This is a genomic window from Rahnella woolbedingensis, from assembly GCF_003602095.1.
GTDB classification, from domain to species: Bacteria; Pseudomonadota; Gammaproteobacteria; order Enterobacterales; family Enterobacteriaceae; genus Rahnella; species Rahnella woolbedingensis.
On sequence record NZ_RAHH01000041.1, the window covers coordinates 1 to 11,860 of the forward strand.

At 52.9% G+C, this 11,860-nt stretch carries 11 protein-coding genes; 4 read left to right on the plus strand and 7 right to left on the minus strand.

All coding sequences use genetic code 11. The features are described 5' to 3' along the window. Nucleotides 1-107: 107 nt before the first annotated feature. Nucleotides 108-725 (minus strand): FMN-dependent NADH-azoreductase, encoded by a 618-nt coding sequence (locus tag D6C13_RS23230; RefSeq protein ID WP_112287253.1) that lies wholly within the window; start codon nt 723-725, stop codon nt 108-110. A 300-nt stretch (nt 726-1,025) separates the two neighbouring features. Here D6C13_RS23230 and hrpA point away from each other — a divergent pair, with 300 nt between their 5' ends. After that, nucleotides 1,026-4,901, plus strand: coding sequence for an ATP-dependent RNA helicase HrpA (hrpA, locus tag D6C13_RS23235; RefSeq protein ID WP_120135032.1), 3,876 nt, complete (start codon nt 1,026-1,028; stop codon nt 4,899-4,901). A 75-nt stretch (nt 4,902-4,976) separates the two neighbouring features. On the opposite strand, the gene D6C13_RS23240 is transcribed toward hrpA, so the two are convergent. From D6C13_RS23240 to D6C13_RS23260, 6 genes are all read right to left on the minus strand, one after another. Continuing rightward, on the minus strand, nt 4,977-5,858 hold the full coding sequence (locus D6C13_RS23240) for a trypsin-like serine peptidase (RefSeq protein ID WP_120135033.1): 882 nt from the start codon (nt 5,856-5,858) through the stop codon (nt 4,977-4,979). A 138-nt stretch (nt 5,859-5,996) separates the two neighbouring features. Continuing rightward, entirely contained in the window at nt 5,997-6,077 is an 81-nt protein-coding gene (ydgU, locus tag D6C13_RS26305; protein ID WP_455567028.1) for a small membrane protein YdgU, read from the minus strand. 119 nt (nt 6,078-6,196) lie between these two features. Next, on the minus strand, nt 6,197-6,673 hold the full coding sequence (asr, locus tag D6C13_RS23245; RefSeq protein WP_120135034.1) for an acid resistance repetitive basic protein Asr: 477 nt from the start codon (nt 6,671-6,673) through the stop codon (nt 6,197-6,199). Nucleotides 6,674-7,454: 781 nt separating this feature from the next. Next, nucleotides 7,455-7,760 carry a helix-turn-helix domain-containing protein gene (locus D6C13_RS23250; RefSeq protein WP_120135035.1) on the minus strand — a complete coding sequence of 102 codons (306 nt, stop codon included), beginning with the start codon at nt 7,758-7,760 and terminating at the stop codon, nt 7,455-7,457. 65 nt (nt 7,761-7,825) lie between these two features. Further along, nucleotides 7,826-7,933 (minus strand): ash family protein, encoded by a 108-nt coding sequence (locus D6C13_RS26250; RefSeq protein ID WP_167458072.1) that lies wholly within the window; start codon nt 7,931-7,933, stop codon nt 7,826-7,828. A gap of 233 nt (nt 7,934-8,166) precedes the next feature. After that, a complete protein-coding gene (locus tag D6C13_RS23260) occupies nt 8,167-8,892 on the minus strand; it encodes a pirin family protein (RefSeq protein WP_120135037.1) in 726 nt (241 codons plus the stop codon). Nucleotides 8,893-9,044: 152 nt separating this feature from the next. On the opposite strand from D6C13_RS23260, the gene D6C13_RS23265 reads away from it, so the two are divergent. From D6C13_RS23265 to D6C13_RS23275, 3 genes are all read left to right on the plus strand, one after another. Continuing rightward, nucleotides 9,045-9,941, plus strand: a complete 897-nt coding sequence (locus tag D6C13_RS23265; RefSeq protein ID WP_120135038.1) for a LysR family transcriptional regulator — start codon at nt 9,045-9,047, stop codon at nt 9,939-9,941. Between the two features lie 151 nt (nt 9,942-10,092). Continuing rightward, on the plus strand, nt 10,093-10,860 hold the full coding sequence (locus tag D6C13_RS23270) for a phytanoyl-CoA dioxygenase family protein (protein ID WP_120135039.1): 768 nt from the start codon (nt 10,093-10,095) through the stop codon (nt 10,858-10,860). A gap of 81 nt (nt 10,861-10,941) precedes the next feature. Then, complete coding sequence (locus D6C13_RS23275) at nt 10,942-11,790, plus strand: AraC family transcriptional regulator (RefSeq protein ID WP_120135040.1); 849 nt, start codon at nt 10,942-10,944, stop codon at nt 11,788-11,790. Nucleotides 11,791-11,860: the final 70 nt, after the last annotated feature.

The window sequence follows — 11,860 nt, forward strand, 5'->3', positions numbered from 1 at the left end:
AATAAAAAAAGCGCGCCTCTCGGCGCGCAATCGTTTTATCACAACGTCATCTGAGCGATACGGACAGATTCTTAAGTGAATGGTTACTCAGATTGTGATCACTGCAATTATGCGGCAGCCAGTTCTTTAATCGCGGCGTCGATTGCTGCTTTCGCATCAGTCTGTGCTTTGGTCGCCACTTCCGGACCGTATGCGATACCTTCCGCGTAAACGAATTCTACGTCGCTCATCCCCAGGAAGCCCAGGAACAGAGACAGGTAAGGAGCCACCAGATCGCTTGGGGTGTCTTTATGGATACCACCACGGCTGGTCAGAACGATAACGCGTTTGCCTTTCACCAGACCTTCAGGGCCTTTTTCGGTGTATTTGAAGGTCACGCCAGCACGGGCAACCAGGTCGAAATAGGTTTTCAGCTGAGTCGGGATGTTAAAGTTGTACATTGGTGCAGCGATGACGATCACGTCGTGCGCCTGCAGTTCGTCGATGAGGGTGTTAGACAGCGCCAGTGCTTCTTCCTGACGTGGCGTCAGCGGAGCATCGGAAGGACGCAGTGCGCCAACCAGTTCGCCATCTAATACTGGGATTGGGTTTGCCGCCAGGTCACGAACAGTCACGGTAGAGCCACTGTTTGCAGACTGATATTGGGCAACCAGGTAATCGGCCAGTTGATTTGACTGAGAGAAGTTAGCCAGAATGCTTGATTTCAGAACGAGTACTTTGCTCATTAGTGAGTTCCTTAAGTGTGTGGTACATAGGGTGTCGGTTTTTATAACCAGAACGCTCCCCGAATGGAACTTACTTTATTCAGAAAGCTTATGCAGTGATAGCGCAATATTTAGAGACCTATCATCGATTTTTTTGAACAACTTGAAATCCGGTCACTGAATTACCCGTTTTCAGCATCTTCAACACCTTGTGTTAACATAGACGCAAGCAGGCAAGGCATGAACCTTCCTCATCACCCATTCAGATTCAGCTGGCGCAAAGTTCTGCCCTCCGGCTGACATGTAACAAGGAATTCCGACGTGAAATCACCGCTCGCGGCATTATCAGCGCAGTTAGACGGGCTGATGCTACGTGACCGGCAACGCCTGCAACGCCGTTTGCAGGGTGCCAGAAAGATTGATAAACCCGAAGCTCTCGACGCGTTAAGTGCCGAAATCCAGACTGCCATCACTGAGAGCCTGAAGAAAGTCAGCGCCCGTGAAGCGTCACGGCCAAAAATCAGCTATCCGCAAAACCTGCCGGTCAGCCAGAAGAAAGAAGACATCTTTAACGCCATCCGTGACCACCAGGTGGTGATTGTGGCGGGTGAAACCGGCTCCGGTAAAACCACGCAGATCCCGAAAATTTGTATGGAGCTCGGGCGCGGTATCAAAGGCGTCATTGGTCATACTCAGCCGCGTCGTCTGGCGGCGCGTACCGTTGCCAACCGTATTGCCGATGAGCTGGAAACCACGCTGGGTAATACGGTCGGGTATAAAGTTCGCTTTAACGATCAGGTCAGCGAAAATACCCTCGTTAAACTGATGACCGACGGTATTCTGCTGGCAGAGATCCAGCAGGATCGCATGCTGATGCAGTACGACACGCTGATCATCGATGAAGCGCATGAGCGCAGCCTGAACATTGACTTTATCCTCGGCTATTTGCGCCAGCTGCTGCCAAAACGCCCGGATCTGAAAGTCATTATTACCTCGGCGACTATCGATCCGCAGCGCTTCTCGCGCCATTTCAATAATGCGCCGATTATTGAAGTCTCAGGCCGGACGTATCCGGTTGATGTGCGTTATCGCCCGATTGTCGATGACGCAGACGATGTCGATCGTGACCAGTTGCAGGCGATTTTTGATGCGGTCGATGAACTCGGTCGCGAAAGCATGGGCGACATCCTGATTTTCATGAGCGGTGAGCGTGAAATCCGCGACACCGCCGATGCGCTGAACCGTCTGGATCTGCCGCATACGGAAATCCTGCCGCTGTATGCGCGCCTGTCGAACAGCGAACAGAACCGCGTGTTCCAGTCGCATTCCGGTCGTCGTATCGTGCTGGCGACCAACGTTGCTGAAACCTCGCTGACCGTACCGGGCATTAAATATGTTATTGACCCCGGCACCGCGCGCATCAGCCGTTACAGTTTCCGCACCAAAGTACAGCGTTTGCCGATTGAGCCGGTGTCTCAGGCGTCGGCCAACCAGCGTAAAGGGCGCTGCGGACGTGTGTCTGAAGGTATCTGTATCCGTCTTTATTCGGAGCAGGATTTCCTGTCACGCCCGGAATTTACCGACCCCGAAATTCTGCGTACCAATCTGGCTTCCGTTATTTTGCAGATGACGTCGCTGGGGCTGGGAGATATCGCCGCGTTCCCGTTCGTGGAAGCGCCGGATAAACGCAACATTCAGGATGGCGTGCGGCTGCTTGAAGAGCTGAATGCCATCAATAATGCTGTCGATGGCCGTTATTCGCTGACCCCGCTGGGCCGTCAGCTGGCACAGTTGCCGGTGGATCCGCGGCTGGCGCGTATGGTGCTGGAAGCGCAGAAAAACGGCTGTGTGCGTGAGGTGATGATCATCACTTCAGCGTTGTCGATTCAGGATCCGCGTGAACGACCGATGGACAAACAGCAGGCATCCGATGAAAAACATCGCCGCTTTGCTGATAAAGACTCGGATTTCCTGGCCTTTGTGAACCTGTGGGATCACCTGAAAGTGCAGCAGAAAGAGCTGTCTTCGGCGCAGTTCCGCAAGTTATGCCGCAGCGACTTCCTCAACTATCTGCGCGTGCGCGAATGGCAGGACATCTACACCCAGCTGCGTCAGGTGGTGAAAGAGCTCGGCCTGCCGGTAAACAGCGAACCGGCTGAATACCGTGAAGTTCACTGCTCACTGCTGACCGGTTTGCTTTCGCATATCGGCCAGAAAGATGTGGATAAACAGGAGTATACCGGCGCACGCAACGCGCGCTTTGCGGTATTCCCGGGTTCCGGATTATTTAAAAAACCGCCGAAATGGGTGATGGTCGCCGAACTGGTGGAAACCAGCCGTCTGTGGGGACGCATTGCCGCGCGTATCGAACCGGAATGGATTGAGCCGCTGGCACAGCATCTGGCGAAAAGCAGTTACAGCGAACCGCACTGGGAAAAAGCGCAGGGCGCCGTCATGGCGACGGAAAAAGTCACGCTGTACGGCCTGCCGATTGTGGCGGCGCGCCGGGTGAACTACGGCACGATTGATCCGGTGGTGTCGCGCGAGCTGTTTATCCGTCACGCACTGGTCGAAGGCGACTGGCAGACGCGTCACGCGTTCTTCCGCGCTAATTTACGCCTGCGCACCGAAGTCGAGGAGCTTGAACACAAATCCCGTCGCCGCGATATTCTGGTCGACGATGAAACGCTGTTCCTGTTCTACGAGCAACGCATCGGGCAGGAAGTTGTTTCTGCGCGTCACTTTGACACCTGGTGGAAAAACCAGCCGCAGGACAGCCTGAACTTTGAAAAAAGCATGCTGATCAAAGAGGGTGCTGGCAATATCAGCGCCCACGATTACCCGAATTTCTGGCATCAGGGCAACCTTAAACTGCGCGTCACTTACCAGTTTGAACCGGGGACGGATGCCGACGGCGTGACCGTACATATTCCGTTGCCGCTGCTCAATCAGGTGACGGAAGAAGGTTTTGACTGGCAGATCCCGGGCATTCGTCGTGACCTGATTATGGCGCTGATTAAATCGCTGCCAAAACCGGTTCGCCGCAATTTTGTACCGGCACCGAATTACGCCGATGCTTTACTCGGGCGTATCAAACCGTTCGAAATGCCATTGCTCGATGCGATGGAAAAAGAGCTGCGTAAGATGAGTGGCGTGACGGTGTCACGTGAAGACTGGCAGCTGGATCAGGTGCCTGATCATCTTAAAATGACCTTCCGCATTGTGGACGACAAAAACAAAACCCTGCGTGAAGGCAAAGACCTGCTGGCACTGAAATCCGGCCTGAAAGAACAGGTTCAGCAAACGCTTTCTGCGGTGGCAGATGACGGTATCGAGCAGCGTGATCTTCATGTCTGGAGTTTCGGGACTTTACCGGAACGCTATGAGCAAAAGCGCGGCGGCTATGAAGTGAAAGCCTATCCGGCAATTGTCGATGAGAAAGACAGCGTGGCGATCCGCCTGTTTGACAGTGAACTGGAACAGCAGCAGGCGATGCTCGGCGGGATGCGGCGTTTGCTGTTGCTGAACATTCCTTCGCCGGTCAAATATCTGCACGAGAAGTTGCCGAATAAAGCCAAGCTGGGGCTGTATTTTAACCCGTATGGCAAAGTGCTGGACTTGATCGACGACTGCATTTCCTGCGGTATCGACAAACTGATCGCCGAATCCGGCGGGCTGGTGTGGCGTGAGGAAGATTTTGCGAAACTGCATGAGCACGTGCGTGCCAACCTCAATGATACGGTGGTGCAGATTGCGATTCAGGTGGAGCAAATTCTGACCACCGTTTTCAGCATTAATAAGCGGCTGAAAGGGCGAATAGATATCACCATGGCGCTGGCGCTTTCGGATATTAAAGCGCAAATGTCCGGACTGATTTATCGTGGTTTTGTGACGCAAAACGGCTGGAAACGTCTGCCGGATACCCTGCGGTATTTGCAGGCGATTGAACGCCGGATGGATAAACTGGCGATAGATCCGCACCGCGACCGCGCGCAGATGCTGAAAGTCGAAAATATCCAGCGGCAATGGCAGCAATGGTTTAACAAACTGCCGCCGGTGCGTCAGCAAAGTGAGGAAGTAAAAGAAGTGCGGTGGATGATTGAAGAACTGCGCGTCAGCTACTTCGCACAGCAACTCGGCACGCCATATCCTATCTCGGATAAACGCATTTTGCAGACCATGGAACAGCTGGTTTAACCGGTTCTCCAGATTAAAAAACCGCCTTAAACACTAAGGCGGTTTTTTTATGCTCTGAAACGGTGAACTGAATGCTTACTGAGCGGGCGCTGTCGCCGGAGTACTGGCGCTGATCACACCGGAAGACAGCGTATTCAGCGCATCGCGGATGGCCGGAACAGCCAGCGCACGGTTGTCGGCCAGATATCGGTCCTGGGCGGCAGGTGCGGAACTCTGAATCGCAACCAGAGACCAGCCGTCAGCATTTTTCAGCAATAACGGCGAACCGCTGTCGCCCGGCAGCGTGTCGCAGCGGTGCGATAACACGCCCGGTTGCGCCCAGCCGGTCACCAGACAATCCTGATGTACGTATAAATCATCCAGATGATCTTCCGGATAACCCGCCTGCGTCACTTTCCGGCCTTCCTGCTTGAGCACCGCAGTCAGGTCGTCGCGTGAACCTTCCCACAGCGGCAGGGGTTTGATCGGCAACGCCAGCTTTTCATCCGTCAGGCGGACCAGTGCAAAATCAAACGGTGCGGCTTTCGGCGGAACAATCCAGCCATCGCCATCGGCTTTCAGTTTCTTACCGAGTTTTGGATCCACCAGCGTTTGCAATGCCGTTATCTGATAACGCCATTTCTGATTGTGGGAAATAAAACGCAGGGCAATGACTTTGTCGATTTTGCCCGGAGGCGCAAGCACACAGTGACCGGCGGTGAGAACCAGATGTTTGGAAATCAGGGTGGCGGTACATAAATTACCGCTTTCGGTTTCAATCTGCCCGATGGCCTGCCACGGCCAGTGCGCCGCTCCGGCGACCTGAGTGCGCTGATCGTGACCGAAGAACAGGGCCGTTTTTTCTTTTAAGCTGATTGAAGGTGCGTCGCTGTCTGCGTCATCCGGAGAATCTGCATGAACAAGAGGACTGGCGGTAAAACAGAAAAAGCACAAAAAAAGCGGTAACGCGATGCGCATAACATTCTGACCTTGAAAACAGGGAGAACCCGATAACCAGTTATTATGGAAAGATTATAGACGGTTATCTTTCGTGTTGGATAGATTTGTCTGATAACTCAATCTTTTGAGCAGATGACGGACGTCATCCGGGATACTTCAGAAGTAGAAGAACAGGGTGATCAGACCGCAGAGGATCAGAGAGCACAGGGTGATTTCGAACAGGTAGCGGCGCAGCATCTTCCATCAGTACCTCAAGATAAAGAACCGGAGAAAAAAACACCCGGCGAACCGGGTGTTAAATCATCAGTCTTGATAATGGTGAGTAGATACGCTCACAAAGACTTCTTACTGACTACTTACGCTGCCGGAGTTGCTTTTGCAACTGGTGCAGCTTTCTTAGCGTGTTTTACGTGTTTTTTAGCAGCCTGGGCTTTCTGAGCTACCGGAGCCGCTTTCTTAGCGTGTTTCACGTGTTTTTTAGCAGCCTGGGCTTTCTGAGCTACCGGTGCAGTTTTCTTAGCGTGTTTCACGTGTTTTTTAGCAGCCTGAGCTTTCTGAGCTACTGGTGCAGTTTTCTTAGCGTGTTTCACGTGTTTTTTAGCAGCCTGAGCTTTCTGAGCTACTGGTGCAGTTTTCTTAGTGGCTTTTTTGTGTTTCTTGGCAGCCTGAGCTTTCTGCACAGGTTTTTTATGTGCTTTATGCTTAGTTGCATGAGCCGGAGCAGCGGTAGTTGCTGTTGCAGCAGGTGCCGGAGTTGCAGTGGTTTCAGCAGCGAAAGCAACTGAAGACAGGCCCATTGCAGCGGCTACAACCAGAGCTAATACTTTTTTCATGTGTAATTCCTTAAGAATTTTAGTTTAAGTGTCCACCCCACTGCGGGGCCGGTGAAAGAATAATAGGCGGGACGAACAGTGCTGTCCGTGAGTGATTGGTATCGGCGTGTAACGGAATGTACAAAGAGGGGGATTTTAGGAAAATCAGGGGATTACAGGTTGGGGCCGCGTGTGATCGGCCTTCAACTTCAACTTCAACTTCAACTGCAACTTCAAAACCGTGGGCGTCGGCCCACACCGACCAGAGACCCGGTAACGCGCGGGCCTCTGGACTCCTCGCTTTTTTAACTGCGCGCTATCGCGGGCAAAAGGGACATGTCCTGTTGCATCAGTGAGTGGCGCAAAATGTCATCGCTGCGCGATCCCCGAATTTCAGGTTTCGAGCCCCAGGTCTCGAACCATTCATTCGGTGCCATTTTTGAGCACGCCAATTTACATATCTAAAAGATAAATCCATTCCGTTTTTGAATTTAAGATTGTGCGGGCGGTTCAGAAATCTTGCTGAATGAGAGGTTGCAGACCAAAGGCTGCAATCGTGAAATGAAGGCACCGCGCAGCGGCAAGATTTCCAGCCTGTTGCAGAGATTCCTGAAACATAGCCAGCGAGCGGAGCGCGCAGTTTAAAAAAACGCAGGATTCGAAAGGGTTTCGTTTAAAACCCTTTCGGCCCGTGCGGGCGGCGAGCCCGCGACCTTCAATTTGATTTTGAATTTAAAGGCGCTAAAGGTCGTCCACCTGCGGTTCAATGAAGGGCGCACTTGCTGCGCCCCGGATTAACCCGCTATTCAGGTATCGACGCTTTCTTATATGCAGGTCGTAATGGCCTTTCAATAAACTCCATTGTGACAGCATTAAAGTAACGACTAGGCCAAATCGTGGAGGGAGGAACCCCAATTGCCTGACCGATCAACAATTCGCCTTTTGGCCACGGGCGGGACAAGGCATTAGACAAAGTGGATGAGCCCAGACCTGCCGCACGGGATACCGCGGCCAGAGTGGTACCTTTTTTGCGCAGTGCCGCAATAATGTCGGCAGGGTGCCAGTCCTGAAAAGGAAAAGATATATTGGGTGGATAGTTTGTGGTCATTTCGCAGTTTCCGTTGCAAAGCGATAAATGGCTACCACGGGAGGTGCAAATCTCTTGGTGATAGCTCAGACGGAGTTTGCACTACCGGTCACAACGGATGCCGGCCAGTCCGAAGACTGCCCCCTCTGAGCCACCATTGAGGCGTGCATATTACACGAAAGAGTAATATGCAACAGGTGTGCAAAGGCCTCGATATATAACGTAAAGGATATATATCGACGTTGTGATATCCGGGGTGCAAATCCCGGCTACGGATTATGCCGTAGCAATTCAACTATAGCGTAAATGAGTAGCGTAAACCAACCGCATAAGAACAGGCGGAAAGGTTGATTTACATAGAAATTTTATGCGTTCAGATAAAAACAAAAAAGCCTCCCACATCCGGGGAGGCTTGGTTCTATTACAATCAACGGCTTGGGTGATTCACTTCTACCGGACGCAAATCAAACAGCAACACTTCTGCCTGATCCCCTTCGGTGAACGTCAGTTTATCTTCCTGACGAACCCGCGCACCGTCGCCGGTTCTGAACTCAATCCCGTTCACTTTGATACTGCCGCGTGCCACGTGAATATAGGCATAACGGTTCGGGTCAAGGTCTACTGTCGCCTGCTCTGCACCGTCAAAGAAACCGGCGTAAATCTTCATATCCTGGCGAACGGTCAGTGAGCCGTCGGTACCTTGCGGTGAAACCACCAGACGGAATTTCCCGCGCTTATCGGCCTCAGCCACGGATACCTGCTGGTATCCCGGTGCGGTGCCGTTTTCCGCAGGTACAATCCAGATTTGCAGGAAATGCACCCCTTCGTCGCCAGAATTGTTGAACTCACTGTGCGTCACGCCGGAGCCTGCGCTCATCAGCTGTACATCGCCAGGGACAATCACTGAGCCGGTACCCATCGAATCTTTATGTGCCAGTGCGCCTTCCAGTACATAAGAGATAATTTCCATGTTGCTGTGTGGGTGGGCGCCAAAGCCGCGACCTGCTGCGACCTGATCATCGTTGATGACCAGCAGGTCAGAGAAACCGACCTGTTTTGGATCCCAGTAACTGGCGAAAGAGAATGTGTGACGGGAATGCAACCAGCCGTGGTCACCTAAGCCGCGTTGTTCAGAGAGACGTTGTTCGATCATGGTGTACTCCTCAGTGTGTCAGGGAGGAAGTGCGTTTGCGCTTCCGATGAACAGAGAATACACGTAAACTAATTTGCTCATCAATGCGGTGGTTTGACTATCACTGTCACGGTTAAGTTGACAATAACGCAACGTTAAAAGAGGGAAAAGTGATGCAGATTGAAGATCTTCGTATTTTTGTCGCGGTGATTAAAGCCGGAAGTTTCACTGCCGCGGCCGAACAGCTGTTGTTGTCAAAACAATACGTCAGCCGCCGTATGGCCGCGCTGGAAGCGGGACTGAATGCCCGTCTGCTCAACCGCAATACCCGCAAACTCTCTGTCACCGAATCCGGCCAGCTGTTTGCCGGGCATGCGCAGCGCATCCTCGACGATATTGAAGAAGCCGAGCGGGCGGTGTCGCAAAAGCGTCAGGTGTTGCAGGGTTCTTATCGCCTGAGTATTCCAATGTCATTTGGTATCAGCCACCTTTCGCCGCTGATTGCAGAATTTCTGGGGCAACATCCGGCGATTCAGTTTCAGGTGGAGCTGGTGGATCGGTATGTCGATCTGGTCGGTGAAGGATTTGATATCGCGCTGCGCATCGGCAATCTGGCGGATTCTTCGCTGGTGGCGCGCCGTCTCGGTGAACTGAAGCGGGTGATCTGCTGTAGCCCGCAGTATCTGGAACGCATGGGCACGCCGCAAACGCCGGAAGACCTGTTGCAGCATCAGTGTCTGCGTTATGGCCGCGAAGGGCAGACTGGCTGGGAACTGGATCATAACGGCAAGCGCCGGTTATTCGAAGTGCGTGGCCCAATTCTGAGCAACAACGGCGAAGTGCTGCGCGATGCCGCCGTGGCCGGACTCGGGCTGGTGTTGTTGCCGGAATTTATCGTCGGACCGGCGTTGCAATACGGCGCGCTGGTGCGGGTGCTGGAGGATTTTCACCCCGGTGCGCTGGATCTGCACGCCATCTATCCGCAGCATCGTCAGCGCAGCGAAGTCACCCGCGTGTTTCTGGACTTTTTACAAGAACGCCTTAAAGCACAGCGTGTCTCTGCGGCGTAATCTGCGCCGCATAAAAGCCAGAAATTAACCCTGCCTCACACTTTTTTTGCCATCACACAAAAATCCAGTATTTCGTAGGTTTTGCATCGTTTTTTCCTATAAAAACTGCCGTACTTTTAGGTTACGCAAACGTTAACTGAAGGGGCGTGAAATGAACAATTCATCTGAACAGTACCTGGACGCACTGGGCGCCACACAACCGCTGACACCGGCACAGCGCGATGAGCTGGAGACCCGCGGTTACATTGTTATTCATAATGTTATCGACAAAGACTGGCTGGAAGATATGCGCACATCCTTTGATTCACTGGTGGAAAAAGAGGGCGATAATCTGGCCGTTGAACATCATCAGGAAGCCACGGCGACCCGCATTGCTAACATGATTAACAAGGGCACGGTGTGGGAAAAGGTGTGGTCGCATCCGCTGATCTTGTCCGTCTGTCATCATATTTTCCAGAGCGCGTTCAAGGTATCCAGCCTGAACGGTCGTGAAGCGCTGCACCACGGCGGACACCAGCCACTGCATGCGGACTGGAAAAAGCCGCGCCCGGATTTCCCTAAGGTGCATCTGGTGAACGCTATCGTGGCGATTGATGATTTGAGCGCAGCCAACGGCGCACCGCGCATCATTCCGGGCACCCACCATCGCCCGGAACTGCCGGAAGATGTGCTGGCCGACGTGGGTCTGCCGCATCCGGATGAAGTGGTGTTTGAGGCACCGGCAGGCAGCGTGATGATCTACAACGCGCACGCCTGGCACGGCGGCACCAATAACCAGATCGGCACACGCCGTCGCGTGTTGCACAGTTTGTATATCGACCGCGAAGATGCGCAGCAGCAGGATCAGCGCAAATGGCTCAAGCCTGAAACCGCCAGCCGTCTGACGCAGGCACAGAAATGGCTGCTCGACGTTCTGTAAGCCAGTTCTCGTCTCAGTAAGCCTGGTCTGCGGATCAGGCTTTTTTTTGTTATTCTGAAAAGAAATAACTGAGACAACGCCATGCTGCCAGACGTGATAGAAACACTTTTCCGGTCGGTTTCAGGCAGCGATGCGTTCGCCATCCGGTTCCCTGATAATTCCCAGCCGCCGCCTGAACTGGCGTCGGTGGTCAGTTTCCCGCGTATTGAATTTGTGATCGAAGGCGAAGTCCGTGACCGCAGCGTGCTGGCGGAAAAAGGTCTGCTGCGCGAAGGGGATGCTATTTACATTCCCGGCGGAAAATGGAACCTGACTGTCTGGCAGCGGCCAGCCATTTTGCTCAGCATTCTGTTCAGTAAAGAAAAGCTCGGGTTCAGTTTGCAGTTCTGGGACGGGGAAAAATTTACCGGCACCGATAAGCAGAGCGTTCCGCGCCTCGGGCCGCGTGTCGGGTCGTTTCTGTTGCAGACCATGAATGAAATTGTCTCGAATCCGGATGACCAGCAAACCGCCCGCTGCGTGGTGGCAGGGCTGCTGAGTCACTGTCAGGAACAGCTGGCTAACCGCGCGCAAATCCTCTCCCGCAGCGGCGCATTGTTTGAAGTGATCAAAAAGTACATCGAAGAAAATGCCTCGCTGCCCCTGACGCGGGAAAACGTCGCGAAGCGTTTTCACATCACCCCCAATTATCTTTCCCATCTGTTTCGCAAATCCGGCAACATTGGCTTTAGCGAATATCTCAATCATGTCAGGCTGGAAAGGGCGAAGCTGCTGTTAAAAGGCTACGAACTGAAAATCAAAGAAGTGGCGACCAGCTGCGGCTTTGTCGACAGTAACTATTTTTGCCGTGTTTTCAGGAAAAGTACCGCCCGGTCTCCCTCACAATACCGCAGCCAGTGGCTGAGTCAGTTGCCGGAACGTAAATCCTGAACATGCAGGTTGGCAGGATCAGGCAAGAAATAAAGAGAACTGTGGCTTGTTGCTGCGGGCTTTAAATCTA